The organism is Pseudomonas sp. BIGb0176, from assembly GCF_024810175.1.
GTDB lineage: Bacteria > Pseudomonadota > Gammaproteobacteria > Pseudomonadales > Pseudomonadaceae > Aquipseudomonas > Aquipseudomonas protegens.
Genome location: NZ_JANUEC010000001.1, coordinates 2,322,454 through 2,348,208, shown reverse-complemented (window position 1 = coordinate 2,348,208; position 25,755 = coordinate 2,322,454). Strand labels below are relative to the sequence as shown.

The following is a 25,755-nucleotide window of genomic DNA, read 5'->3' as shown; positions in this document are numbered from 1 at the left end:
GGCTGGATCAGGCCGTCGGGGTTTCGCTGCTGTGCGGCGCTGGTTCCTCGGGCGAGTACATCCAGCGCAGCAGCGAGTGCCGGCCACTGATGCCGAGCTTGATGGCGGCGCGTTTCAAGTAGCTTTCGACGGTATTGACCTTGAGCTTGAGCTGCTCGGCCAGCTGCGGCGCGGTGCGCCCGGCCAGCAGCCCGACACAGACCTCCAGCTCGCGGTTGGACAGGCGCAGCCCGGACTGTTCCAGGCGCGCGGCAAAGCGCAGGCGCAGGCTTGCCAGGCCCTCGATGGCGGCACTGTCCTGCTCGGCGGCATTGCCCCGGGGCTGCAGGGCGCTGATGTGTTTTTCCACCATGGGCAGCAGCAACGGCGAGATGTCCTCCAGCAGCAGGCGTTCCTGAGGGGAAAAGCTCTGGTCCTGGCTGCTGCGGTACACCGAGAGCACGTAGTGGTAGGAGTCCTTGCGCCCGGTCAGGTGCAGTTGTGCCGGGTCCGCGTGGCCGCGCTGGCGTTGCAGCGACGGGCCCGGGGCCGGTTCGCCGGGTTGTTCGGGAAAGCCGGTGAGCAGCAGCGGGTCATTGCTGGCATGGGCATCGCTGTACAGCGGGTGGCGGGTCTGCATCAGGGTGTTGCCGGTTCTGCCGACGGCCTGTTCCGGGTCGGCCCGCAGTTGGGTGATATGGGTGGCGTCCACAGCCAGCTGGGTGAGTATCAGGTCGTGCAGCATGCGCGGAAAGTTGCGGCTGCCGGTGCTGGCGATGACCTTACCAATGTGTGGAAACAGTATTTGTGAGTTCATCATTTCATCCATGAATGTGAAGGTGTGGAGGGGGGCTGCCTTATAGCAACGAGTTTGGGTCAGGGTTGATTTACCTCCTGTTTGCTCTGGGCGACAAAGGGTCGCCTCGTATCCTAGTACAAGGTTTTGTTGGTCGTTTGGTGAAAATGGTCAAATAGTCGATTTTTCAAGCATCGACTTTGCTTTTTTGAGGGGCTGGTCAAAGAAGGATCGCACCATCAATCGCTGTAGAGGGGGAGCAGCTTGAAATCGGTCTGGACCACAATACATCGATGGCCTCATTCCTCTGGTCCTAGCTGGGCCAATGAGGCTGATAGTGTTCTGCTCATCACATTCTCAGGCGCTAGTACTGGGTTTTTTCCAGAAGTGATAAAAAGGTTCGATCTTCTGAATCTGAAATTCGCATTTCTGGTAAAGCCCACATGCGGACAGGTTGTTCTTTTGGGTAACAACCTGACATTGCTTGAAACCTCGGTCCTGGAACCATTGTTGAGCGTGTCTGACCAGCGTTTGACCATGTCCTTGTCCGCGAACTGATGAATCAACGGCGAGTAGCCCTATGTCTGCAATGCCGTTCTTTGTGCCAGCGGTCAACATCGCCACTATTTTAGTGTTACTGCGTATCACAAATACCTCGAGAGCGATTTCCTTGGCTGCTGACCTTCTGGCCCAGATGCTGTAGAGCTCATGGAATTTTTCCAGGTCGATATTAGGGTCAACTGAAAACCTTGAGTACTCGCCGCTTTGAACAGCGAGGTCGATCAACTCTTCAACTTTCATTGATGGATGGTAGGTTTCCACCAGTGACGAATATCTCTTGCCCTTGGTGGTGGCGAGGTTGGTGATGAACGTAGCCTTAAGATCTACTAGGCTGCCTTTCATGGGGAGTGAGTCCAGCTCACTCAGCTCTTTTTCTGATTGCCAGTAAACTAAGCTGGCACCTAGTTTTAGCGCCTTACTTAACTGCTCTTGCAGATGTGCCTTCGAAAGTGTGGGGTTGCTGATTCGATAGACTGGGGTCTGAAAAAAATCGGTGTCCCACTCAAGCTTTTCTATATCCATTGCTCTCTCGATGTTTAAGTTGATTGCTGTTTTACAAAGAGATAAGTATTAAGAGTTCAAGGGGGTGTCAGGGTTTTCCCTGAACACGTAGTACTTGCATGCGAGAAAACTGTACGCCGCTAATAATATTATGGCCGATGCTTGGACTATTTCATGTGGATAGTGGAGTTGGTCGAAAAATACATACAGTAATATCAGGTTTATTACATAGCCTGATACATGCATTTGTATGTAGCGAAATGGTGCGCCAGCTCGCCCGCTTTTTTTGAAAGTCCAACGGTAGTTGACAGAATAGCTGTAGGTGGCTCCTGCCAAATACATAAGCGTCATAGATAATTTTTCTCCACAACCGGCATACACGATCAGTAAGTAACCAGCGTAAGCCAAGGCATTGCTGGTTACGCCAATAATTCCGTAGCGAATCAGCTGAATGATGGTATGGGTAGGGATAGTGTTCACTATGGCATTCTATTTGGCTTTGGAGTTGAAGGGGTAGTGGAACTGCCAGTATTCAGACTAGAAGGTTTTTCGTCCGACGATATAAAGCGGACGCTTTTTAGTCTCGTCGAATGTCTTGCCTATATATATGCCGACTACGCCTTGAATGGAGATGACAATTCCGCCAATGAAGAAAATAGATACCATGAGGCTGGTCCAACCTTGTACTACCGTGCCATGAAAGTAGGTGGTGATCATAAGGTAGATGCCATAGATGAATGAAAGTGAGGCCATTGTAAAGCCGAGCTTTACTGCAAGCCTAAGTGGTTTGTCCGAATAGGCGATAATGGTATCCATGGCCAGACTCCAGAGTTTGGAGAAAGTGTAAGTGCTTTTGCCGTGGCCTCGTTCGCAGTGCTCGACATCAATGCCGGTGCTGGTAAAGCCCATCCAGTGGACCAAGGCGCCAAAAAAGCGCAACTGTTCACGCATTTGGCACAGATTGTCAGTAACTTGGCGGGAAATTATTCGAAAGTTACCGCTATTCCCGTCATACTCAAAGTCGGCAAGATAACTGAACGTCTTGTAAAAAAACCACGAGCCTAGGCGCTTTATTGCAGAGTCTTTTCTTAAACCTCGTAGAGCCAGGACAATGTCGTACCCTTCCTGTGCCTTGGCATATAGCCGGGGAATTTCTTCAGGACGATCCTGTAGGTCGCAGTCCATGACCACAACCCAATCTCCTCGGGAACTATCGAGACCCGCAGTGATGCCGTAATGCTGGCCGAAGTTCCGGCTTAGCTGAATTCCCCGCACTCTTGGATCGACCTTTGCCAACTGTTTTATTAAATCCCAGGAGCGATCACCGCCGCAGTCCTCAATCAACAGGATTTCAAAATTTGGTGTGATCTCTTCCAGCGATGTTTTCAATCGCGCATAAAGCTCCATCAGCGAATTTTCAGCCTTGTAAACAGGTACGACGACAGAAATGTGAGGTTTTTCTTTTGGATTTTCCACTGTGCTTATCATTTATAGGTTTAAAGGGGAGTTCGGGATTTACCAGAATTTTTGATAGCGAAAACAGAGCTCTAGGAAGTAGTAGAGTGCTCCGAATGCAGTGTGTGCGAAAAACAAGATGACGCAGCGTTTATATTTTTTTACGTTGCTTATTGTTGCTGTAAAAGCTTCTTTGTTTTTTAGCAGGAATGCCGCAGAGAAAAGAAAGCTCAAATATAGGCCAATCTGACCGCTCCACCAAAAATTTCCGGCATACATCCGGTAGCCACTTTCAGAAAAGAAGTAAGTCAAAGTTAGCCCCATCAAGAGACAGAGCGATGCGAGAAGCAGTGCCTTGTCTTTGATGAACTCTTTAGGGTAGTAGCAGAGTACAAGAAGTGGGAATGCGATAGATAGAATCAGCTTGATGAACAAGTATTTTGAGTAGTGGGCCATGCTTTCAAAAGGCAGAAATAGAACGTGGCTTTCCTCATTTGCGGTTTCTATTGAAAGGCTTTGGTAGAAGTAGGTGTGCAGAAACTGAAGACTGAGCACGAATACTGTCGGCAGGAAAAAAGCCCAGTAAATATATGCGCTTTTCAGGCTGCTTTTCAGTTGCTGGGTTGCGATGAGAAACAAAATCAGTGCTGGCAAAATGATAATAAGGAAATTTGGCTTTGATATTCCGCAGAAAAAAATTGAAATTGCCAGTAGCGTGCCTCTTGAGAGTGTATTGCCTGAGGTTTCGGTGAAAGATTTTAATGTGTAGCAAAAAGCGATGAGGGCTAGTGGCTTGAGCAGGAGCATTGTTGGACTATGATAAATCGTAAGCCCCACATAGCCAAAATAGAAATGATGGTCAAATACCGCAAGGATCTGGAGGGGGCTGGCCACTAGTAAACATACTGACACAAGCGTGGCTGTTTTAGCTGAGGTGTACCGGCTGAGGACTTTATAGTTTAAGATCGCCAGCAGGTAAATGGCGGAAACTATGATGATGGTGGAGGCTATGGCGTAATTGACACTTAGAATATTTTTAGTGAGGATCGTGAGTAGATGGTATAGCGGGTGCGGCAGCATGAGAGTGCCGTTATCTTCCATATCGCTCGCCCATTTCAGGTGTGCAATATAGTCGCCGCCAATTGTTGAGAGCTTATATATAAGGGGGGTGAAGGTGATGAAAATAAATGCAAATAGTATGAAGTAGGCGCGAGTGTGGTGTTGGCGGTTTTTATCTGGTGCTGGATATGTTTCGCTTATGTTGTCGTCTGTCATTCGCTCTCGCCTATTTTATTCTGGTTTTTACAGGAATCTATTCTTGGAGTGGTTTTGGTGTTCTATTTAATCTTGCCGGAATGAGTTGGTCTTTGGGTTGGTCTATGTTTTTTGCATATGTTTAAGTGATAAAGTAATTCTGGGTCGCACTGAGTTAATGGTTTATTGACGACGATGATGTTTTGATTTTCGTGTTCAGAATCTGTTCCTGTTTTACTTTCTGTTTTAGGTTCAAGAGCATCGTCCTGCTGCCGGACCTTATAGGCCCAAGTCCCCGTCAAGCTAAGGGGCGAGAGGTAAATTTGGCGGCGAGTATACCCTCAGTCCCTCTAGGGAGTCCTCTATTGTTGGCCCACGAGTGCTGTTTTCGGAGCGAAACAGCAAACTGATCTGGTCTTCGTCCTCATTGGTCGCAGGAATATCCGCTTCCGACAATTGGTTTGGCTGCTACCTCCGCAACGGATTGACCTCCCCGGGAAGCCACCCAGAACTTCCTGGAGGAGGGCAATGTTGGTAGTCAGGTGGGCCAGGGTTACTGGCGCTTCTCGCAATTGACCATCCATGGCACACCAAAGCGGTCCACCAGCATGCCGAAGCGCTCGGCCCAGAAGGTGGCTTCCAGGGGCATCTGCACGTTGCCCTGTTCGGCCAGGGCGGCGAATACCCGTTCGGCTTCGGCGGCGTTGTCGATGTTCAGCGAGATCGAACAGCCGTGGATGCCCAGGTAGGGCAGCTCAGGGGTGGTGTCCGAGCCCATCAGCACCTGGTCGCCGACGCTCAGGCGGGTGTGCATGATGCGTTCGTGACAGTCGGCAGAGATGTGATCACGGGCCGGGCTTTCACCGAAGGTCATCATCATTTCCAGGGTGCCGTTCAGGCATTGGGCATAGAAGGTGAAGGCGGCCTTGCAGGTGCCGTTGAACACCAGGTAGGGGTTGATTTTCATGCTGTGCTCCGGTCGCAGGTAACGGGCAGGCACGCGGGCCTGTGGACGAACTTCCATAGCAAAGCCGCTATCGGCCCTGCGCGGAGGTTTTTTTATAGATGGTTTTTCCATGCTCGCCCGTGGCGATATAACCGTCGCCGCGCCATTGGGGGCGCGGCGGCGGTGCGGGCGGGGGTTACAGGCGCGGCTGCTCCTGGGGCGTGCCGAGCAACTGGTGCAGGGTGTTGATCAGCGCCTGCTGGCGCAGCCGGTCTTGCTGGTGCCGGGCTTCGGCGGCGGCGACATCGGCGTTGCAGTGCGGGCAGGTGCTTTCATGGGCGTGGATGTACTCCAGGCAATTGCGACACAGGGCCAGGCGCGGCGGGATGCGGCCTTCCTCGGGCGACGCCTGGCCCTGGTTGACCCAGGCCAGCTTGATCACCTGGCCGCTGTCGTTGACGCTCGATACCGCCTCGCCGGTGTCGATGCGTTCGGTGATCAGGTCGAAACGGCCCACCGAGAACGACGCCGGGCCGGCGTCTTCGAGCTTGACGATGCGTTCGCGCAGGCCCTTTTTCGCCAGGTCCAGGGTCCGGTAGTGGCAGTAGGGATTGTTCCCCGGCTTGCCCAGCAGCGAGTGCGAGGTCCAGGTGCACCCGCCGCGGCAGACATCGTTGTAGTAACAGGTGCGGCAGTAGCCCCACAGGTCGTCCACCGAGCGCAGGCGGCCGAAGTGGATGCCTTCGCTGTAGTGCCAGATGTCGTGCAGGCTCATGCTGCGCACGTTGCCACCGGAGAAACCCACGGTGGCCAGGGACGGGCAGCCCTTGACCGTGCCGTCGGCCTCCAGGGCCAGGACCGTCTGCCCGGCGGCGCATCCGCTCCAGTGCACGCGATCGTCGCCGAAGCCGCGCCACATGTGCTCGTAGGGGCCGTAGTAGCCGATGTTGTTGCCCACATTCATCAGCAGCCCGCGCTCGGCGCCTTCGCGGTACAGGCGCGCCAGCAGCGGCATCACCTCCAGCAACTGGTAGGGCTGCAGCAGCAGCTCGGGGTGATCCACCGCATTGCCCATGGCCACGGTCAGCTGGATCTGCCAGTGGCTGGCGCCGGCATCGATGATCAGCTCCATCAGGGCCGGCAGGTCGGGCAGGGTGGCGGCGCCGATCTGCGTGTTGACGCTGACCTTGAGCCCGGCCTGCTTGGCCCGGCGCAGGGTATCCAGGGCCTTGTCGAAGGAGCCGGGGACATTGCGCACCGCGTCATGCAGCGGCGCCAGGCCATCTAGAGAGACGCCGACGCCATTGAGCCCGGCATCCACCGCGGCCTGCATCTTGGCCGGGGTCAGGTTGCGCCCGCCGGTCTGGATCGCCACGTACATGCCGTGGTCGTGGATGGCCTGGATCAGCCGCGTCCAGTCCTTGCGCAGATAGGCTTCGCCACCGATCAGGGTGACTTCCCGGGTGCCCAGGGCGGCGATCGAATCGATCACCGACAGGCATTCCTGGGTATTGAGTTCGCCCGGGCGCCGATGCCCGGCGCGGGAGCCGCAATGCAGGCACTTGAGGTCGCAGGCGAGGGTGATTTCCCAGACCACATGCACCGGGACAAAGCGCTTGAGGTCGGTTTCGCTGAGGTAGCGGGCGGGGAGACGGTCTGACATGAGAGTTCCTTGCGCACCCGGCGGTGCGCGGCACCAACCCATCGAAATAGGCGCGCCTTCCTTGTGTCGCAATGGCGCGGTCGTTTTGTGGCAGCCCCCGGGGCCGCGGCGGGCGGCCCCGGGTGCTGGTGGTCAGCGCTGTTCCAGGCGGCTGATTTCTGCCTGCAACTGCTGCACCGCCTGGGTCAGGTTGTCAGCGTTGGCCAGTTGCTGCTCGCCCTGGGCCACCAGTGCCTTGAGCCGCGCCAGGTCGCCGCTGGCCTGGGCCTGCTGCAGCGCCACGGCATACAGCGGGTGGCGCACTTCGGCGGCCGGGCCGGCCTGGCTGGCGTAGTCCGCTGCCTGCGCCTGCTCCACCGGGGCCGGGCTCACGGCGGCGTGTTGCACCACGTGCCAGTGCCCCTGGAACTGGTACTTGTAGCTGGCGAAGCCGCTGGCCCAGTCCAGGCCGAGGATGCCCTGCAGGTGGAAGGTCTCGGCGATCTGGCTGGTGGGGCCGCTGGGGTTGCCGGCCAGGCTGAGAATGATGTGCCCCTCGCTGGAGGGGTCGAGCTTGACCTGGGAGTAGTCGCCCCACACGTCGGCGTGGAACTGCACCGGTGGCGAGGTGCTCTGGGTCACGCGGGCAACGCCGCTGACGCGTTTCTTCGGGGTATCGACCAGCAGGTCGAGGGTCAGCACCGGCCCACCGATCACGGGGTTGGCGACGATGAGGCGGGTATGGAACAGTCCGATTGTCATGCTGCAACTCCTTATCTTCTTGAAGACATCAGGTTCGATGGACGGCCGGGCTCAGCGCCGCTCCTGCTGGCTGATCTCGGCCTTGGCGGCCACCAGTGCGGTACGGATCAGCGGCAGCTGTTCCAGTTGCTGGGTGGCGACCTTGTGCAGGCTCTTCATCTGCGCCAGATCACCGCTGGCGATGGCACCGTGGATCGGCGCCCCGTACAGCGCCGAGATCGGCGGCAGCGGATGGTTGGGCTGGCCGCGGTGCAGAGGGGCCGACAGGGTGCTGGACTGCACGGTTTCCTGCAGGTGGGCGGGCACCTGGTTGACCGTCACCCAGCTGTGGCCGTTGTAGTACTGATAGTTGGCCACGCCTTCCTTCCAGTCGTCGCTGACCACCAGGTGCAGCTTGAAGTTGATCACCGAGTTCGACCCCGGGCCGCCCTGGTTGCCCTGGGCCGTGATGAGGATCTTGCTGGTGCTGGGCGGCATGACGGTGAGGTAGGTGTACTGGCCCCAGACATCGCTGTGCAGGTCCAGGGGCGGGTTGACCGCCTGGGTGATGCTGGAAGTGCCGCGCACACTGTGTTCCGGGGTATAGGCCAGCAGGTTGAGGATCAGGGTGGGTGCGCCGGGTTGCGAGGTGCCGATGCGGTAGCTCAGGGGGAACAGGCCTTCGGCTTGCGAGTAGTTGCCGGACATTTGCTTTGCCTCCATTCAATGACAGGGGAACCGCGATCAGCGGCGTTCCAGGCGGGCGACTTCCTTGGCCAGCTGTTCGTAGGCGTTGTGCAGATCCTTGGGTTCGTTCCTGGCCGGATCGCGCTTGGCCAGCAGGGCTTTCATCTCCGGCAGCTTGCCTTCGCTGATGGCCGACTGGATGGCGACTCCGTAGGGGGGGATCACATGTTGGGATGCATTGCTCATGGCGTTTGCCTTCCGTGGGTGTGGATGGGGTGCTGCGCTACTCGGCAGCTTTTGCAGTTAAGCAGCGCGGGTGGAATTGGCAGGGTAATGGCACATTGATTTTGTGGGTTTCCGACCGGTGGATTCACGGTCGGTAAAGGGTTGATTTTGGAGACATTCCAAAGGGCGATATGCAGGCGGGAGGTGATTGCGGATGGCGATAGGAGGGGGTGAGAAAGGGGGGCGAGCGTAGGCACCGGCTGCCGGCGAAGAGGCCCGCGACAGCCATGCATCGCCCTGGCCGGCGCCTTCGCTGGCAAGCCAGCCCCTACGGGGTGTCAGTGCGCTCGGACCACCCCCAACTCCTCCAGCCGGCGCCGCGTCTCGGCCGCCGTCACATGATGAATCGCATGCCACCCCAGCGCCGTTGCGGCGACGATATTGGGCGCATGGTCGTCAATGAACACCAGTTCCTCGGGGGCCACCCCCGGCAAATGCGCACGAATGCGCCCCAGGGTCGTGTGATAGATCTCGGCATCCGGCTTGATCTGGCGCTCTTGCCCCGACACCACGATGTCGCGAAAGCGCTGCAGAAACGGGTAATTGTCCCAGGCATAGGGAAAGGTTTCCCGGGACCAGTTGGTCAGCCCGAACAGGGGCACCTGCGCCTGGTGCAGTTCTTCCAGCAGGGCCACGCCCTGATCCAGTGGCCCCTTGAGCATCTCCGGCCAGCGCCCGTAATAGGCCTCGATCAAGGGGGCATGGTCGGGGTGCTCGGCCACCAGGCTGCGGGTCGCCTCGGCCAGGCTGCGGCCGGCGTCCTGCCGGGTATTCCAGGCCTGGGTGCAGATGGTGTCGAGGAACCACTGGCGGCGCTCATCGTCGGGGATCAGCTGGCGGTACAGGTGGTGCGGGCTCCAGTCGAACAGCACGCCACCAAAATCGAAAACCACGGCACGAATCGTCATGAACACGTCCTTTTGAGCGGTTATGGGCCAGGCGCCATCCTGCGACGCCCGGCAGCACAATGCAATTTGCCGCTGGCCGCTGGTCCGCTCGGCGGCACCCTGGCCACGAATCGTGATCCAACCCCTGTATCCGGCCTTTTCCAGGCTGGCACAGGAGCTGCCCATGACTGCCAAGAACCCCACGGGGCCGCGCTCGTCCGAGCATGCCTCGAATCATCATGACCCGGGTTTCGACCCCGATTCGCCAGACCTGGCCGACCCCCAGGTAGACCCGGTAGGCCCGGCCAGGGCACCCCTGGACCGCCCTGAACCCGAGCACCGGCGCAAGCGCTCGCGGGCCTACGATCCCCTGGCCAACCTGAAGAAATGACCCGGCGCGCCGACATGCGGCAGTCGCCGGGCGGTGTGGCGGGTGTAAGGTAAAACGCCCAAGCCCCAGGCTCGCCGAGGAAAAAGGAGGTGTCCATGAGCACGCCGCTGCTGAACAAACTGCAGATCAACGGCTATCAGGTCTTGAGCGTCAACCACGGGCCCTGGAAGGTCTGCACGCCGGGTGACCGGCTTGCTACCTTCGGCACCCGGGAAGAGGCCATGGCCTTTGCCGCCGCCCTGCCGGCGCGCAGGCAACGACCGGCCGCCACCGGTGGCTAGCGCCCAGGCAGGAAAAAAGCCCCGACCGGTTCGGGGCTTTTTTATGCCCGGCCGGGGGCATGGCCGGACGGGGCGAGGGCGCAGCGGGGCGCAATTACGGCTGCATGAAACTCAGCAGCGGGAGGATGAAGGCTGCTGCCAGGGCCAGTGCCCACAGGGTCTGCAGAAACAGCTCATCGGCGTTGTCGGCGGCGGGCCGCGGGGCGAGGCGGCGGCGCCAGTAGAAGTACAGGCCGCTGACCACGAACACACAGGTGATGCCCATCATGTACTCCAGCTCCCACTTCTGGGGGCTGATGGCCAGGCTGCCGTCCTGGTCATCCGGGTAGTCGAGCCGCCACCAGGCGCCCAGCAGCAGCGGCACCAGCCCGGCCAGGAGCCAGGCCAGGCGCGCGCCGGGCATCCGGGTCAGCAGGGTCACGGCCAGGCCGATCAGGCACAGCACCCAGACAAAGAGGTACAGCTGAAAGCCCATGGCCCCACCGAACAGCGTGCTGCTGACATCCCGCGGCTGCATCATCTGCACGTCGCACAGCAGCATCAGCGACAAGGGCGCGGCAACGACGATCCAGCACAGAGGGCGGTAGAGCCACAACCACAGGGTAAACAGGCGAGACATGGGCACACTCATCGAGGTTTGGTGAAGCAAGAAAGAGGCGGGGTTGACGGTCAGTCGACAATGACCCGGGTGCCAGGGCCCAGGCACAGGCTCAACTGTTCGCCGGCCCGGTTGAAGGCGCAGTACGGCAGGGGCGCCTTGCTGGCATTGACCAAGGGGGGGATGAAGAAGCCCCCCAGCAACACCGCCCATGCAATCCGCAACGACAGCTCACGGAGGGTGGCGGGGGCTCTCGGCTTGAGCCGCTGCCGGTGCAACAGGTAGATGCCGCTGTAGACCAGGGCGAAACCGAAGACCATCACATAGTCCAGCTCCCGGGCCTGGATGCTGAAGATCAGGTTGCCGTCGAAATCGTCCGGGTAGTTGATCCGCCACCACAGGCCCAGCAGCAACTGCACCAGCCCACCGATGATCCAGGCCAGGCGGGCGCCGGGCACCCGGGTCAGCACGGCCAGGCCCAGGCCGATGACGCTGAAGGCCCAGCCGCCCAGGTACAGCATGAAACCCATGGAGCCGCCGAACAGCGTGCCGCCGACTTCCCGGGGGACGATCAGGTGCAGGTTGCAACGGATCATGGTGGCCAATTGTGCGGCCACGGCGATCCAGCACAGGAGGTAGTAGAGCCGGGACCAGAAGGTGTGCAGGGGCGACATGCAGAGACTCGAAAAAAACAGGGCCGATGAGAGTGTGTGGTGGGCTGGGTTCAAACCAACAGCAAACCGCAGGCAACCGCGAACAGCACCAGGGCGATGCTGATGCCCGCCAGGGGAATGCGAAACCAGTAACGAATCGCCAGCACCCACAGGCTGGCGAGAAACCCCAGGCCGATCAGCAGCAAGCCACGGGCCTCCAGCAGCAGGGCCGGGTGCAGCCAGGCGAGGTAGCCATAGACCAGGCCGAACAGCATGGCGCCCAGGCTGTGGCTGGCGTTGAAGCCGACCCAGGCCCGCCACAGGCTGGTCTGGCGGGTGATCATCGGCGACACCTGGCGCATGCGTTCGGCCAGGGCCGGGTCACGGGGCTGGAATTTGTCGGTGGCGAAGGTGTAGATCAGGTGCAGGGTGCCGAGCAGCAGCACGATGGCTGAGCTGGCGATGATCAGGGCGGGGGCCAACACGTTTCTTCCTTGGGCGGTGCTCGGGTGCGCGGAGTATGCCGGGCCGCCCGGGGTTTTGCACCTGCGGGCGCGGCTTTTTTACCGGCACGGGGCAGGGCGCCGGGCGCCCTGCCCAGGGGCTCAGAAGTGCTCGGCGTCGAGGCCGAACAAGGAGGCGCTGCCGGCGCGGATGCTCTGCTCCAGGCTGAGGATGCGCGGCAGCATGCGACTGAAGTAGAAGCGCGCGGTGGCCAGCTTGGCACCGTAGAAACCGTCGTCCTCGGAACGCTTGTGCTCGGCCACCTGGGCCATGCGCGCCCACAGGTAGGCGTAGGCCACGTAGCCGAACAGCTGCAGGTATTCGACGCAGGCGCTGCCCACCGCGTGGGGGTTCTGCGCCGCCTGTTCACGCAGCCAGTCGCTGAGGTCTTCCAGGCGTTGCACCGCGTCCAGCAGCTCGGCGGCGTAGGCGGCGCCGGGCAGGTAGGCGTAGTCGCGGATCTCGCCGGTGAACAGGCGCAGGGCCACGCCGCCGTTGCCCACCACCTTGCGCCCCAGCAGGTCCAGGGCCTGGATGCCGTTGGTGCCTTCGTAGATCTGGGCGATGCGTACATCCCGCACCAGTTGCTCCTGGCCCCATTCGCGGATGTAGCCGTGGCCGCCGAAGATCTGCTGGCCCAGCACGCAGCTGTCCAGGCCGGTGTCGGTGAAGAACGCCTTGGCCACCGGGGTCAGCAGCGCCACCAGGGCCTCGGCGTTGTGCCGCTCATGGGGCTGGTCGGCGAACTTGGCCAGGTCCAGCTGCTGGCCGACGTAGCTGGCGAAGGCGCGGCCGCCTTCGGTCATGGCCTTCATGGTCAGCAGCATGCGCCGCACATCGGGGTGGACGATGATCGGGTCGGCGATCTTGTCCTTGGCCACCGGGCCGGCCGGGGAGCGGCTCTGGATACGCTCGCGGGCGTAGGTGCGGGCGTTCTGGTAGGAGTTCTCGGCGCAGCCGATACCCTGGATGCCGATGGACAGGCGCTCGTAGTTCATCATGGTGAACATCGCCGCCAGGCCCTTGTTGGCCTCGCCGATCAGCCAGCCGGTGGCGCCGTCGAAGTTCAGCACGCAGGTGGCCGAGGCCTTGATGCCCATCTTGTGCTCGATGGAACCGCAGCTCACCGCGTTGGCCGCGCCGAGATTGCCGTTGGCGTCCACATGGATCTTCGGCACCAGGAACAGCGAGATGCCCTTGGGCCCGGCCGGGGCGTCCGGCAGCTTGGCCAGCACCAGGTGGATGATGTTCTCGGTCAGGTCCTGCTCGCCGCCGGTGATGAAGATCTTGCTGCCGCTGATGCGGTAGCTGCCGTCGGCCTGGGGCTCGGCGCGGGTGCGGATGATCCCCAGGTCGGTGCCGGCGTGGGCCTCGGTGAGGCACATGGAGCCGGCCCAGCGGCCTTCGTACATCGGCGGCAGGTACAGCTGTTTCAGCGCTTCGCTGGCGTGGGCGTCGATGGCCAGGCAGGCCCCGGAACTCAGGGCCGAGTACAGGGCGAAGCTGGAGTTGGCGGCGTAGAGCATTTCCTCGAACTGCACCGCGAGCATCTTCGGCATGCCCATGCCGCCGTAGGCCGGGTTGCCGCTCAGGCCGACCCAGCCGCCCTGGATATAGGTGCTGTAGGCCTCCTTGAAACCGGCCGGGGTGCGCACCTGCCCGGCGTGCCAGCTGGCGCCTTCCTCGTCGCCGCTGCGGTTGAGCGGGGCGATCAGGTTGCCGGTGACCTTGGCCGCTTCTTCGAGAATGGCGTCGGCGGTGTCGCCGTCCACGGTATCGGCCAGGGCCGGCAGGCGCGCCCAGAGCTTGGGTGCGTTGAACACTTCATGCAGGACAAAGCGCATGTCGCGCAGCGGAGCGTTGAATTCGGGCATTGCAGGAACCTCGGGCAAAAGTGGAGGTTGAGCGGCCTCGGCCGCATGAATCGACAACGAAAACCCCGCCACCTTGTAGGAGCCGGCTTGCCGGCGAAGAGGCCCGCAAGCCATGCATCGCCCTGGCCGACGCCTTCGCTGGCAAGCGGAGCGCCGCCCGGCCAGCTCCTACAAGGGCTGGGTAGGTGTATTCAGGCTAGAAGTTTTTCGCCATGTCGCGCAGGACGAACTTCTGGATCTTGCCGGTGGAGGTCTTGGGCAACGGGCTGAAGACCACGGTACGCGGTACCTTGAAGCCTGCCAGGTGCTCGCGACAGAAGGCGATGATCTCGGCTTCGCGCACGTCCTGATGATCGGCCTTGAGGGTGATGAAGGCGCAGGGCGTCTCACCCCACTTTTCATCGGGCCGGGCCACCACCGCCGCTTCCAGCACTGCCGGGTGGCGATAGAGCACGCCTTCCAGTTCGATGGTGGAAATGTTCTCGCCCCCGGAAATGATGATGTCCTTGAGCCGGTCGCGGATCTCCACGTAGCCGTCCGGGTGGGTCACCCCCAGGTCGCCGGTGTGGAACCAGCCGCCCTCGAAGGCTTCGGCGGTGGCCGTGGGGTTCTTCAGGTAGCCCTTCATCACGGTGTTGCCGCGCATGAAGATCTCGCCGATGGTCTGGCCGTCCCGGGGCGTGGGTTCGAGGGTTTTCGGGTCGGCCACCATCACCCCTTCCAGGGTCGGGTAGCGCACGCCCTGGCGCGACTTGATCTGCGCCCGCTGTTCCAGGGGCAGTTCATCCCAGGCGGCGTGCCAGGCGCACAGGGTCACCGGGCCATAGACCTCGGTCAGGCCGTAGACGTGGGTCACCTTGATGCCCATTTCCTCCACCGCGCCGATCACCTTGGCCGGCGGCGCGGCCCCGGCCACCATGGCGTTGACCGGGTGGTCGATGGCCGCCTTGGCGGTGTCGGGCATGTTCACCAGGGCATTGAGCACGATGGGCGCGCCGCACAGGTGCGTGACCTGATGCTCGCGGATCAGGTCGAGGATCTTCTGCGGGTCGACCCGGCGCAAAAACACATGCACCCCGGCCAGGGCGGTGACGGTCCAGGGGTAGCACCAGCCGTTGCAGTGGAACATCGGCAGGGTCCACAGGTACACCGGGTGGTTGCCCATGGCCCAGGTCATCTGGTTGCCCAGGGCGTTGAGGTAGGCGCCGCGGTGGTGGTAGACCACGCCCTTGGGGTTGCCGGTGGTGCCCGAGGTGTAGTTCAGGGCGATGGCCTGCCACTCGTCATCGGGCCACTGCCAGGCAAACTCGGGATCGCCCTCGGCCAGGAACGCTTCGTAGTCCAGCTCGCTGACCGGCTGGCCCTCGCCGTACTCCGGGTCGTCGAGGTCGATCACCAGGGGCGGGTGATCGAGCATGGCCACGGCGGCGTGGATCACCTCATGGAACTCGCGGTCGGCGATCAGCACCTTGGCTTCGCCGTGGGCCAGCATGAAGGCGATGGCCTCGGCGTCCAGGCGCACATTGAGGGCATTGAGCACGGCGCCGATCATCGGCACGCCGAAGTGTGCTTCGAGCATCGCCGGGATGTTAGGCAGCATCACCGCCACCGTGTCGTTCTTGCCGATGCCGCGCCCGGCCAGGGCCGAGGCCAGGCGCCGGCAGCGGCTGTAGGTCTGGGCCCAGGTGCGACGGATCGAACCGTGGATCACCGCCGGGTAATCGGGGTAAACCGCAGCGGTACGCTCGATGAAGCTCAAGGGGGAGAGGGCGATATGGTTGACGGCAGTCGGCGCTAGGCCTTGCTCGTAGATGGACATGGTTCGGGTACCCGGTGGCTGATTATTAGCTCTATTGGCCGAGGCTTGGGTGGCGCGTGCTGTGTACCTGGGGGCACTGACTGTAGGCGCCGGCTTGCCGGCGAAAGCGATCCCACGGGCCTCTTCGCTGGCAAGCCAGCTCCTACGTTCGGCGTTGCTTACAGGTACGCAGCACACCCAGCGAAAGCTCGGTGACTTATCCGGGGTCTTTTATATACTGTTTGTCGATTGATATGGAAGTACTACCTGAGTTGTATAGTAGTTGTACTATAAAAAGAACCTACCCTTCCGGCCGCGAGACTGATCGACCATGCCCGACTCTACCCACCTGCGTCACTGGCTGCGCCTGCAGCGTGAAGGCCAGTTGCCGGACTCGCCCTGGCTCGGCCACGACCCGCAACCCAGCCTGCTGCTGGACGCCCAGGCGCAGCCGCTGGACCTCAACCCGGCACTGCGCCAGTGGCTGGACGATGCTGCCACTGGCGATCTCGCGGCCCTGCTGCCGGTCAACCACCCGGCCCTGGTGCGGGCCTGCCTGGAACAGCAGCGGGCCATCGAGCAGGTGGAAGCCCAGTGGGGCGAGCGCATCCTGCTCTGGAGCTTTATCCCCGATCCGCATCGCCAGCGGGTACTGGCGCGCTGCCAGGAAGCCACGGCCCAGGTCCGGGCCGAGCGCGAGTCGGCCAAGGCCCGGCGCCTGTACCGCCTGATCACCGAAAACACCACTGACCTGATTTCCCGGCACACCCCGGACGGCAGCTTCCTCGACGCCTCACCGGCCTCCTGGACCCTGCTCGGCTACTGGCCCGAGCAACTGCGCGGACGCCTGGCCCGCAGCCTGTTCCACAGCCAGGACCTGGCCGGGCTGATGCAGCGCACCCGCGATGCCCTGGAGCAGGACGGCTACCACACCATGACCTACCGCATCCGCCATCGCGACGGCCACTACCTGTGGTTCGAAACCGCCTGCCGCGGTATTCGCGACACCTACACCGGCACCGTGGTGGAAGTGGTGGCGGTGTCCCGGGACATCACCGCCCGGGTCCAGGCCGAAGAGAACAAGCGGCGCCTGGCGGAAGTGGTAGAGGCCAACCCCGACCCGGTGCTGTTCATCCAGCCCGGCGGCGCGGTGACCTACCTCAACCCGGCGGCGCGGCGCACCCTGGGGCTCGGCGACGGGCAGGCAATGCCGCCACTGGCGGCCATCCTCAGCGCTGCGGTACTCGACAGCCTGCAACGCGAAGGCTGGGACCGCGCTGAACACAGCGGCCGCTGGAACATCGAGGCGCGCCTGCAACCGCCGGCCGGCGGCGCCTCGGTGCCGGTCTCGCTGATGCTCCTGGCCCACCGCGCGGCCAGTGGCGAGCGTTTCTATTCCCTGGTGGCCCACGACCAGAGCGAGCGCGAACTGCGCGAAGCCCAGCAGCGCCATCACCAGGACGAACTGGCCCACACCGCGCGCCTGGTGACCCTGGGCGAACTGGCCTCGGGTATCGCCCACGAGATCAACCAGCCGCTGGCCGCAGTGGTCAACTACGCCAATGCCAGCCAGCGCTACTTGCAGGCCCTGGGCACCCAGCCCGAGGCCGCCCGCAAGGTGGCCCAGGGCCTGGAACGGATTGCCGAGCAGGCGACCCACGCCGCCGAAGTGATCAAGCGCCTGCGGGCCTTTTTGCGCAAGGGCGGGCGCCGGGTGCAGGCCCTGGACATCGCCGAAGTGGCCCGGGAAACCGTGCGCCTGTGTGCCTGGGAAGCCCAGGCCAGCCAGGTGACGATCGACTTGCAGCTGGCGGATAATCTGCCGCCGGTGTACGCCGACCGGGTGCTGCTGGAGCAGGTGCTGCTGAACCTGCTGCGCAACGCCATCGAGGCCAACCGCGAAGTGCATGGGCAGCAGGGCTCGCACATTGTGCTGGCCGCCGAGGCGACGGCCGAAGGCGGGGTGCAGATCAGCGTCAGCGACCAGGGCCCCGGTGTCTGCGCCGAGCAACTGCCGCAGCTGTTCACCCCGTTCTACACCAGCAAGGCCAATGGCCTGGGGCTCGGGCTGTCCATGAGCCGCAGCATCGTCGAGGGCTTTGGCGGCGACTTGCAGGCCCAGCCACAGGCCGTCGGCCTGCGCATGTGCTGCCGGCTGCCGGCCAGTGCCCCGGCCGACCCCTCGGCAACGTCCCAGGCAACTTCCCCCGCAACGACAGGAGCAAGGCAATGACGAGTGTGGCGCAGCAACTGGTGTATGTGGTCGACGACGACCCGGGCATGCTCGACTCCACCGTCTGGCTCCTGGAGTCGGTGGGGCTCAAGGCGCTGCCCTTCACCAGTGGCCGCGAGTTTCTCGAACACTGCGACCCGAGCCTCAATGCCTGCGTGCTGCTGGATGTGCGCATGCCCGGCATGGGCGGGCTGAACGTCCAGGAAGAGCTGCGCCAGCGCGATATCCGCCTGCCGCTGATCTTTGTCAGCGGCCACGCCGACGTGCCCATCGTGGTCCGCGCGTTCAAGGCCGGGGCGGTGGATTTCATTGAAAAGCCCTACAACGAACAGCTGTTGCTGGACAGTGTGCAGCAGGCCCTGAGCCGCGCCGACAACCATCAGAACCAGAGTGCCGGGCAGGCCCGGGTGCAGGCGCTGCTGGAAAGCCTGACGCCACGGGAGAAAGACGTGTTGCTGCCGCTGGTGCAGGGCTACACCAACCGGGAAATTGCCGAGCAACTGGGGGTCAGCATCAAGACCATCGACCTGTATCGCTCACGGGTGATGAAACGCATGCAGGCCGAACACCTGCCGGAATTGGTGGGCATGGCCATTGCCGCCGGGCTGGTAGACCCGCTGCACCTGCGCTGAGGTTCAGGCCACCGCGCTGCGCACGGGCACGCCGCCCAGCAGCCGCTCGATGGCGCCGCTCAGCAGGTTTTCCAACAGGGCTTCGCGTTCCCGCTCGGCCAGGGGTTGCTCGCTGAACCAGCTGGGGGCGCTGTTGAGCAGGTTGGCCAAAGCATGGGCCGCGGCGCGCTGCGCCTGTGGGCCAAGGCCGGTCGGGGTGCCCAGCAACTGCACCAGCTGTTGTTCGTAGCGTTCGCGCAATTGCCCGACCCGCAGTTGCTGGTCGGGATTGAGGCAGCCGCTGTCGCGCTCCACCAGGCGGAAATGCCGCGGCAATTCCCGGTGCAGCTTCAGGTGGGCGCGGATCAGCGCCGGCAGGCAGTCGCCCTGCAACTTGCGCCGTTGCAGGCGCTTGAGGGTGCTGTGCAGCTCATCGAAGAACTCCTCGATCAGGTCCAGCAACAGGTGCTGCTTGCTCGGGTAATGGTGGTACAGCGAGCCCGGGGTCAGCCCCAGATGGCTCGCCAGCTCACGCATGCCGACCTGGCCGAAGCCCTTGCTGGCGAACAGCTCCAGGGCCTTGTCGCGGCTTTCGGCAAAGCGTGAGCAACGCTCAGCCATAGTGATGGAAACCCCGACCGGTCTTGCGCCCCAGGTAGCCGGCGGCAACCATTTCCTTGAGCAGCGGCGCGGGGCGGTACTTGCTGTCGTTGAAGCCGTCGTAGAAGGCTTCAAGGATCGCCAGCAGGGTGTCCAGGCCGATCAGGTCGGCCAGGGCCAGCGGGCCGATCGGCTGGTTGCAGCCCAGGCGCATGCCGGCGTCTATGTCCTCGGCGCTGGCCAGGCCTTCCTGGAACACCAGGATCGCCTCGTTGATCATCGGCACCAGGATGCGGTTGACCACAAAACCCGGGCGGTTGCCGGCGGTGATCGCGGTCTTGCCCAGGCGCTGGGCCATATTCATGGCCAGGGCGTGGGTCGCGTCGCTGGTCTGCAGGCCGCGGATCACTTCGATCAGGCCCATCACCGGCACCGGGTTGAAGAAGTGCAGGCCGATGAACCGCTCGGGCGCGCTGACGCTGGCGGCCAGTTGGGTGATCGACAGCGACGAGGTGTTGGAGGCGATCACGCACTCGGCGCTGACCTGGGCGGCGATCTGCTGCAGCACCTTGAGCTTGAGGTCGAGGTTCTCGGTGGCGGCTTCGATCACCAGTTGCGCATCCTTGAGCACGCCGTAGTCGGTGTTGATGCGGATCCGGCCCAGGGCGGCGAGCTTGTCGTCTTCGCCGAGGGTGCCCTTGCTCACCTGGCGGTCGAGGTTCTTGCCGATGGTGGCCAGGGCCTTTTCCAGGGCGCCCTGGGCGATGTCCAGCAGGGTCACGTCAAAGCCCGCCTGGGCGCAGACCTGGGCGATGCCGTTGCCCATGGTGCCGGCGCCGATCACCCCGATATTCGCAAGATTCATCTTCAGCTCTTCCTTTGTTCATTGCCTTCGCGGAGCATGGCGCGTTTGCCTTGCACAGCGCGTTATCCAGCGCGAGTCTAGAGCCCGGCGCGGTGGCCGGCCTATGCCGAAAGCGGTCAAGCGTGCTGGCGTTTTTTGCCATAGGTCCAGCTACGGGAGCACAGCCTCTACATGCGTGAATCGGATTCGGTCGCGGTCTACTTTGTCCGGGTGATGACCCACGCCCTGCGCCAGCAGCCGGCGCGGCTGGCGGCCGTGCTGCGCGAGGCCGGCATCGACCCGGCGTTGCTCGACCAGCCCCGGGCACGGGTGCCCGGCAGTGCCTTTGCCGCGCTGTGGCTGATCCAGATCCGCGAGTTGCAGGACGAATTCTTCCAGCTCGACTCCCGGGGCATGCCGCCGGGGGCCTTTGCCCTGATCTGCCGCGGGCTGATCCAGGAGCCCAACCTGGAAAAGGCCCTGCGCCAGTGCCTGAACAACTTCGGCCTGTTCCTGCGGGACGTCGGCGCCAGCCTCAGCCTGCGGGGCAAGCGTGCGGTGATCAGCCTGGACAGCCGCTGCGCCGACCCGCTGCGCAGCCACTACGCCGAGGAAACCCTGCTGGTGCTGATCATCAGCCTGTTGTGCTGGCTCGGCGGGCGACGGATTCCCATCGACCGCGCCGATTTTCGCCACTCGCGCCTGAGCCTCAGCGACGATGCGCTGCTGTGGGGCAGCAACCTGAGCTGGAACGCCGGGCGCACCGAGATCGAATTCGCCAGCCGCTTCCTGCGCCTGCCGGTGGTCCAGGACCTGGCCTCGCTCAAGGTGTTCCTGCGCAGCGCGCCGCAGTGGCTGGTGATCCGCTTTCGCAACCAGCACGGGCTGACCACCCAGGTGCACCAGCGCCTGCGGGGCAGCCACTACAGCCAGTGGCCGACCCTGGAAGCCTTCGCCCGCGAAGTGCAGATGAGCGCCAGCACCCTGCGCCGGCGCCTGGAGCGCGAGGGCGGCTCGTACCAGGAGATCAAGGACGAAGTACGCCGCGGTGTCGCCGTCGAGCTGCTACGCCGCTCGGCGGCCAGCATCAGCGAGATTGCCGAACTCACCGGCTTCCAGGAGCCCAGCGCCTTCCACCGCGCGTTCAAGAAATGGACCGGCGAAAGCCCCGGGCGCTACCGCGCCCGTTTCCAGCCAGCCCCCGCCTGATTCCACGACATCCCGGCTCCTACGGATTTCGTCCCGTCACGCAGTCCGTTGTAGGAGCTGGCTTGCCAGCGAAGGCGCCCGCAAGATCACCGCCTGATCCGAGGGCCCATTCGCCGGCAAGCCGGCGCCTACGGTCGGTGTGGGTTAGGCCGGGCTGCGGCCGGGCATCTGGATGCCGTGCTGCTGCACGCGGCGGTACAGGGTGGCGCGGGAAATGCCCAGGGCCTTGGCTGCCGCCACGGGTTTCCAGCGGTGGCGCACCAGGGCGTCCAGCAGGGCCTGGCGCTCGGGGCTGGTGGCGGTTTCCAGGGCGGGCAGGGCGCCTTCGGCCTCGGCGCCGCGCAGTTGTTCGGGCAAGTCATGCAGTTGGATCAGCGGTCCTTCGCACACCGCGCAGGCGTAGCGCAGCACATGGCGCAATTGCCGCACGTTGCCCGGCCAGCGGTAGCCCAGCAGGCATTCCAGCGCCGCATTGCCCAGTTGCACCGGCGCACCGCAGCGCTTGGATTCCTCTTCGACAATCCGGGTGATCAGCGCCAGCCGGTCGCTGCGCTCGCGCAGCGGTGGCAACTGAAAGCGCGCGCCCCCCAGGCGGAAATACAGGTCCTCGCGAAAGCTGCCCTCGGCCACCAGCGCTTCCAGGTCGCGGTGGGTGGCGCAGATCACCTGAATATCCACCGCCTTGCGTTGCGCGGCCCCCAGAGGTGCCACTTCACCCTCGGCCAGCACCCGCAGCAGGCGGGTCTGCAAGGCCAGGGGCATGTCGCCGATTTCATCGAGGAACAGGGTGCCGCCATCGGCCTGTTGCAGCAGCCCCTGCATGCCCTTGTTCGAGGCCCCGGTAAAGGCCCCGGCGACGTAGCCGAACAGTTCGCTCTCGATCAGGTTCTCGGGAATCGCCGCGCAGTTCACCGCGACGAAGGGCCGGTCCCGACGCTGGCTGGCCTGGTGCAGCTGGCGGGCGAAGACTTCTTTGCCGGAACCGGTCTCGCCCTGGATCAGCACCGGCAAATGCCGGTCCTTGACCCGCACTGCCAGGCGCAGGCTCTGTTCCACCCGTGGGTCCAGCGGTTCGCCGGCCAGGCTCAGGCGCGGGCGACTCTGGGGTCGGCGCGGCGCCTGCAAGCGGCCATGCAGCTCGGCAGACAGCGGGCACAGGGCCTCGTCCCGGGCGCGCTGCAACAGCTGCGGGTCGAACACCTGGGCGATGTGCTGCGGCAGCCGCCCAAAGCGTTGTAACAGGTAATGACGCGCCGCCGGGTTCAGCGCCCGCAGGCAACCGTCGTCGTCCCAGGCCAGCAGGTAGTCCGGTTGGCTGTCGACATAGCCCGGGCTGGCATGGGCCCGCAGCACCCAGTAGCCCTGGGCGCTGTTCATGAAGAATGCCTGTTCGATCTCCCGCGCGCTCTGCACCACCATCTGCCGGATCAGGTGCTGGGAACGGCGGTCGTCCGGGGAACGCACCGCCGACACGTCCAGCACCCCCAGCAACTCGCCCTGGGGGTCGAACACCGGGGCGGCGGAACAGGTCAGGCCGATGAACGCGGCGCGAAAATGGTCGCGCTTGTGCACGGTGATCGGCGTGCGCGCGGTGAGCACCGCCGCCACGCCGCAGGTGCCTTCTTCACCCTCCGACCAGCAGGTGCCCAGGTACAGCCCGGCCTTGCGGCAGTCGTTGCGCAGGGTGGATTCCACCCGGTAGTCGATGGTCTGGCCCTGGGCGTCGGTGAGCAGCACGCAGTAGTCGGCGTCGCGCACCCGGCCATGCAGGCGGGCCACTTCTTCGCTGGCGATGCGCAGGAACAGCTCGGAACGCTCGCGGCATTCCTTGAGCACGTTTTCGGACAGGATGCGCGGCCCCTGCAGCGAGCCGGGGTCCAGTTGGTGCTGCTCCATGGAGCGGCGCCAGGAATCGAGGATCAGGCTCGGCACCGGCGCCTGGGGCAGGTGATCGGCGTTTTTCAGGACCCGGCTGACGCAGTCCACATGGGCTTTTGAATGTGCGGAAAGCATGAAGGCCTCCGGTTGCAGCTTCTTATCGTTGTGGGCGCATTAAGCGCCGATCCGCGGCTCCCGACAAGCACCGGGCGGCGCCGTGGGGGCGCTGAGACGCAACGTCTCAGGGTCTCGCCAAGGCCCCGTGCAGCCTGACATGCAACGTCTCAGGCGCAGGGCTTCCCGACACCTGCAGGCGAGTGCAACAGCCGCTCTGCCACGGGCCTTTGCAGCGGTTTTTCCATAACTGGCACCGACCTTGCTCTGGCTCTTGGCAACCAGCCCTTGGCAACCCGCGCCGACTGGCCCATCGAAGAATAAGAACGAGGTGCCCGATGTTTTCTCCTGCCTGTGCTCCGCCCGCGGTGAGCCCATGAGCCGCCGCCCCCTCACTGTCGGCATCATCGCCAACCCGGCTTCGGGCCGTGATGTGCGCCGCCTCACCGCCAATGCCGGGTTGTTCTCCAGCACCGACAAGGTCTCGGTGATCCAGCGTCTGCTGGCGGCCTTTGGCGCCACCGGCATCACCCAGGTGCTGATGCCCACTGACATGACCGGCATCGCCGCCGCGGTGCAGAAAAACAGCCGCAGCCGCCAGGCCCGGGAGCAGCACTGGCCGGCCCTGGAGTTTCTCGACCTGACCCTGCGCCAGAGCGTCGAGGACACCCGCCAGGCCGCACGCTGGATGGCCGAGCGCGGGGTGTCGCTGATCGCCGTGCTCGGTGGCGATGGCACCCACAAGGCGGTGGCTGCCGAGGTCGGCGATATTCCGCTGCTGACCCTGTCCACCGGCACCAACAACGCCTTTCCGGAACTGCGCGAAGCCACCAGCGCCGGGCTGGCCGGTGGGCTCTACGCCAGCGGCCGGGTGCCCGCCGAGATCGCCCTGCGGCGCAACAAGCGGCTGCTGGTGCGCGAGCCGTCCCGGGGCCTGTGCGAAGTGGCCCTGGTGGATGTGGCGGTGTCGCCCCTGGCCTTTGTCGGTGCCCGGGCCATCAGCCGCGCCAGTGATCTGGTCGAGGTGTTCGTGACCTTCGCCGAACCCCAGTCCATTGGCATTTCCGCGCTCTGCGGGCTGTGGTTGCCGGTGACTCGCCAGGAAGCCCACGGCGCCTGGATGCGCCTGGACCCGCAGTCCCCAGAAGCGCTGCTGGTGCCCCTGGCCCCGGGCTTGTTGCAAGGCTGCGGGGTGCTGGAGGCCGGTTACCTGCCAGCCGATGTGCCCCAAGCCCTGTGCCTGAGCGCCGGCACCCTGGCCCTGGACGGCGAGCGCGAGATCGAATTCAACCCCCACGACCGGCCCACGGTCACCCTGGATGCCGGCGGCCCGCTGAGCATCGACGTCAACGCGGTCCTGGAACACGCGGCGCGCCAGCGCCTGCTGGCCATCGACCGCCATCACCGGCAACACCCCGTGAACCTTCAGTCCGAAGACACCCTGGAGAATAAAAATGTCGACACCCCTGACCACTGATCAGTTGCTCCACGCCTACCGGGTGATGCGCACCATCCGCGCATTCGAAGAACGCCTGCACGTGGAATTCGCCACCGGCGAGATCCCCGGTTTTGTCCACCTCTATGCCGGTGAGGAAGCCTCGGCCGCCGGGGTCATGGCCCACCTGCGGGACGATGACTGCATCGCCTCCAACCACCGGGGCCACGGCCATTGCATCGCCAAGGGCGTGGACGTCTTCGGGATGATGGCGGAGATCTACGGCAAGAAGACCGGGGTCTGCCAGGGCAAGGGCGGCTCCATGCACATCGCCGATTTCGAGAAGGGCATGCTCGGCGCCAACGGCATCGTCGGCGCCGGGGCGCCGCTGGTGGTGGGCGCGGCCCTGGCCGCCCGGCTGCAAGGCACCGACGGCGTGTCGGTGGTGTTCTTCGGCGACGGCGGCTCCAACGAAGGCGCGGTGTTCGAGGCCATGAACATGGCCTCGGTGTGGAACCTGCCGTGCCTGTTCATCGCCGAGAACAACGGCTACGCCGAGGCCACGGCCTCCAACTGGTCGGTGGCCTGCGACCACATCGCCGACCGCGCCGCCGGCTTCGGCATGCCCGGGGTGACGGTGGACGGCTTTGATTTCTTCGCCGTGCACGAAGCTGCCGGCGCCGCCGTGGAGCGGGCCCGGGCCGGGGAGGGGCCGTCGCTGATCGAGGTCAAGCTGACCCGCTACTACGGCCACTTCGAGGGCGACGCCCAGACCTACCGCGCGCCGGATGAGGTCAAGCATTACCGCGAGCACAACGACTGCCTGATGCAGTTCCGCGAGCGCACCACCCGTTCGGGCCTGGTGCAGGCCAGCCAGCTGGACCAGATCGATGCCGACGTGGAAGCGCTGATCGAAGACGCGGTGCGCAAGGCCAAGTCCGACCCCAAACCGAGCCCCGCCGACCTGCTCAGCGACGTCTACGTCGCTTATCCATAAC

Annotated in this window: 25 protein-coding genes and 1 pseudogene; 7 read left to right on the top strand and 19 right to left on the bottom strand. The window is 63.4% G+C overall.

The window, feature by feature from the left end; translation table 11 throughout:
- Nucleotides 1–7: 7 nt before the first annotated feature.
- The 11 genes from M2395_RS10270 to M2395_RS10220 form a co-directional block, all read right to left on the bottom strand.
- Complete coding sequence (locus M2395_RS10270; protein WP_041117098.1) at nucleotides 8–796, bottom strand: helix-turn-helix transcriptional regulator; 789 nt, start codon at nucleotides 794–796, stop codon at nucleotides 8–10.
- 336 nt (nucleotides 797–1,132) lie between these two features.
- Nucleotides 1,133–1,858 carry an N-acetyltransferase gene (locus M2395_RS10265; RefSeq protein WP_041117100.1) on the bottom strand — a complete coding sequence of 242 codons (726 nt, stop codon included), beginning with the start codon at nucleotides 1,856–1,858 and terminating at the stop codon, nucleotides 1,133–1,135.
- A gap of 48 nt (nucleotides 1,859–1,906) precedes the next feature.
- A complete protein-coding gene (locus tag M2395_RS10260) occupies nucleotides 1,907–2,317 on the bottom strand; it encodes a GtrA family protein (RefSeq protein WP_185057764.1) in 411 nt (136 codons plus the stop codon).
- 57 nt (nucleotides 2,318–2,374) lie between these two features.
- Nucleotides 2,375–3,313, bottom strand: a complete 939-nt coding sequence (locus tag M2395_RS10255) for a glycosyltransferase family 2 protein (protein WP_197731928.1) — start codon at nucleotides 3,311–3,313, stop codon at nucleotides 2,375–2,377.
- A gap of 39 nt (nucleotides 3,314–3,352) precedes the next feature.
- Nucleotides 3,353–4,567, bottom strand: coding sequence for a hypothetical protein (locus M2395_RS10250; RefSeq protein ID WP_041117104.1), 1,215 nt, complete (start codon nucleotides 4,565–4,567; stop codon nucleotides 3,353–3,355).
- A gap of 532 nt (nucleotides 4,568–5,099) precedes the next feature.
- Nucleotides 5,100–5,513, bottom strand: coding sequence for a VOC family protein (locus tag M2395_RS10245; RefSeq protein ID WP_041117105.1), 414 nt, complete (start codon nucleotides 5,511–5,513; stop codon nucleotides 5,100–5,102).
- Between the two features lie 175 nt (nucleotides 5,514–5,688).
- Nucleotides 5,689–7,155 carry a GDL motif peptide-associated radical SAM/SPASM maturase gene (locus M2395_RS10240; protein ID WP_015634941.1) on the bottom strand — a complete coding sequence of 489 codons (1,467 nt, stop codon included), beginning with the start codon at nucleotides 7,153–7,155 and terminating at the stop codon, nucleotides 5,689–5,691.
- Between the two features lie 132 nt (nucleotides 7,156–7,287).
- On the bottom strand, nucleotides 7,288–7,896 hold the full coding sequence (locus tag M2395_RS10235) for a DUF1842 domain-containing protein (protein WP_011060454.1): 609 nt from the start codon (nucleotides 7,894–7,896) through the stop codon (nucleotides 7,288–7,290).
- 51 nt (nucleotides 7,897–7,947) lie between these two features.
- Complete coding sequence (locus M2395_RS10230) at nucleotides 7,948–8,583, bottom strand: DUF1842 domain-containing protein (protein ID WP_011060455.1); 636 nt, start codon at nucleotides 8,581–8,583, stop codon at nucleotides 7,948–7,950.
- 36 nt (nucleotides 8,584–8,619) lie between these two features.
- Nucleotides 8,620–8,808: a DUF1843 domain-containing protein gene (locus M2395_RS10225; RefSeq protein WP_015634943.1), complete on the bottom strand. Its 189-nt coding sequence runs from the start codon at nucleotides 8,806–8,808 to the stop codon at nucleotides 8,620–8,622.
- Nucleotides 8,809–9,125: 317 nt separating this feature from the next.
- The gene (locus M2395_RS10220) at nucleotides 9,126–9,755 is read right to left on the bottom strand and encodes an HAD family phosphatase (RefSeq protein ID WP_011060457.1); all 630 of its coding nucleotides are present in this window, start codon (nucleotides 9,753–9,755) and stop codon (nucleotides 9,126–9,128) included.
- Between the two features lie 163 nt (nucleotides 9,756–9,918).
- Between M2395_RS10220 and M2395_RS10215 the strand changes: the two genes are divergently transcribed.
- Together M2395_RS10215 and M2395_RS10210 are read left to right on the top strand one after the other, a co-directional pair.
- On the top strand, nucleotides 9,919–10,125 hold the full coding sequence (locus M2395_RS10215) for a DUF6021 family protein (protein WP_015634945.1): 207 nt from the start codon (nucleotides 9,919–9,921) through the stop codon (nucleotides 10,123–10,125).
- A 95-nt stretch (nucleotides 10,126–10,220) separates the two neighbouring features.
- Nucleotides 10,221–10,406, top strand: coding sequence for a DUF2188 domain-containing protein (locus M2395_RS10210; protein ID WP_011060459.1), 186 nt, complete (start codon nucleotides 10,221–10,223; stop codon nucleotides 10,404–10,406).
- A 94-nt stretch (nucleotides 10,407–10,500) separates the two neighbouring features.
- Here the strand turns inward: M2395_RS10210 and M2395_RS10205 are convergent, their stop codons facing one another.
- From M2395_RS10205 to M2395_RS10185, 5 genes are all read right to left on the bottom strand, one after another.
- A complete protein-coding gene (locus M2395_RS10205; protein ID WP_019095111.1) occupies nucleotides 10,501–11,025 on the bottom strand; it encodes a hypothetical protein in 525 nt (174 codons plus the stop codon).
- A gap of 50 nt (nucleotides 11,026–11,075) precedes the next feature.
- A complete protein-coding gene (locus M2395_RS10200) occupies nucleotides 11,076–11,678 on the bottom strand; it encodes a hypothetical protein (RefSeq protein ID WP_015634947.1) in 603 nt (200 codons plus the stop codon).
- Nucleotides 11,679–11,728: 50 nt separating this feature from the next.
- Nucleotides 11,729–12,142 (bottom strand): LIC_13387 family protein, encoded by a 414-nt coding sequence (locus tag M2395_RS10195; RefSeq protein WP_015634948.1) that lies wholly within the window; start codon nucleotides 12,140–12,142, stop codon nucleotides 11,729–11,731.
- A gap of 120 nt (nucleotides 12,143–12,262) precedes the next feature.
- Nucleotides 12,263–14,035, bottom strand: a complete 1,773-nt coding sequence (locus M2395_RS10190; protein ID WP_015634949.1) for an acyl-CoA dehydrogenase C-terminal domain-containing protein — start codon at nucleotides 14,033–14,035, stop codon at nucleotides 12,263–12,265.
- A gap of 196 nt (nucleotides 14,036–14,231) precedes the next feature.
- A complete protein-coding gene (locus M2395_RS10185; RefSeq protein WP_123430356.1) occupies nucleotides 14,232–15,854 on the bottom strand; it encodes an acyl-CoA synthetase in 1,623 nt (540 codons plus the stop codon).
- Between the two features lie 310 nt (nucleotides 15,855–16,164).
- Here M2395_RS10185 and M2395_RS10180 point away from each other — a divergent pair, with 310 nt between their 5' ends.
- Together M2395_RS10180 and M2395_RS10175 are read left to right on the top strand one after the other, a co-directional pair.
- The gene (locus M2395_RS10180) at nucleotides 16,165–18,066 is read left to right on the top strand and encodes a PAS domain S-box protein (RefSeq protein ID WP_123430357.1); all 1,902 of its coding nucleotides are present in this window, start codon (nucleotides 16,165–16,167) and stop codon (nucleotides 18,064–18,066) included.
- Nucleotides 18,063–18,698, top strand: coding sequence for a response regulator transcription factor (locus tag M2395_RS10175; RefSeq protein ID WP_011060464.1), 636 nt, complete (start codon nucleotides 18,063–18,065; stop codon nucleotides 18,696–18,698). Before M2395_RS10180 ends, M2395_RS10175 begins: the two co-directional genes overlap by 4 nt.
- A gap of 3 nt (nucleotides 18,699–18,701) precedes the next feature.
- Here M2395_RS10175 and M2395_RS10170 read toward each other — a convergent pair whose 3' ends face one another.
- Both M2395_RS10170 and M2395_RS10165 read right to left on the bottom strand, forming a co-directional pair.
- Nucleotides 18,702–19,298, bottom strand: a complete 597-nt coding sequence (locus M2395_RS10170; RefSeq protein ID WP_011060465.1) for a TetR/AcrR family transcriptional regulator — start codon at nucleotides 19,296–19,298, stop codon at nucleotides 18,702–18,704.
- Nucleotides 19,291–20,142 (bottom strand): 3-hydroxybutyryl-CoA dehydrogenase, encoded by an 852-nt coding sequence (locus M2395_RS10165; RefSeq protein ID WP_123430358.1) that lies wholly within the window; start codon nucleotides 20,140–20,142, stop codon nucleotides 19,291–19,293. Before M2395_RS10165 ends, M2395_RS10170 begins: the two co-directional genes overlap by 8 nt.
- 171 nt (nucleotides 20,143–20,313) lie before the next feature.
- On the opposite strand from M2395_RS10165, the gene M2395_RS10160 reads away from it, so the two are divergent.
- Nucleotides 20,314–21,330 carry an AraC family transcriptional regulator gene (locus M2395_RS10160; protein WP_123430359.1) on the top strand — a complete coding sequence of 339 codons (1,017 nt, stop codon included), beginning with the start codon at nucleotides 20,314–20,316 and terminating at the stop codon, nucleotides 21,328–21,330.
- Between the two features lie 144 nt (nucleotides 21,331–21,474).
- Here the strand turns inward: M2395_RS10160 and M2395_RS10155 are convergent, their stop codons facing one another.
- Nucleotides 21,475–23,343 (bottom strand): sigma-54-dependent Fis family transcriptional regulator, encoded by a 1,869-nt coding sequence (locus M2395_RS10155; RefSeq protein WP_123430360.1) that lies wholly within the window; start codon nucleotides 23,341–23,343, stop codon nucleotides 21,475–21,477.
- Between the two features lie 355 nt (nucleotides 23,344–23,698).
- Between M2395_RS10155 and M2395_RS10150 the strand changes: the two are divergent.
- Together M2395_RS10150 and M2395_RS10145 are read left to right on the top strand one after the other, a co-directional pair.
- Nucleotides 23,699–24,774: pseudogene (locus M2395_RS10150) on the top strand (ATP-NAD kinase family protein).
- 2 nt (nucleotides 24,775–24,776) lie between these two features.
- On the top strand, nucleotides 24,777–25,754 hold the full coding sequence (locus tag M2395_RS10145; protein WP_065363509.1) for a thiamine pyrophosphate-dependent dehydrogenase E1 component subunit alpha: 978 nt from the start codon (nucleotides 24,777–24,779) through the stop codon (nucleotides 25,752–25,754).
- Nucleotide 25,755 lies beyond the last annotated feature (1 nt).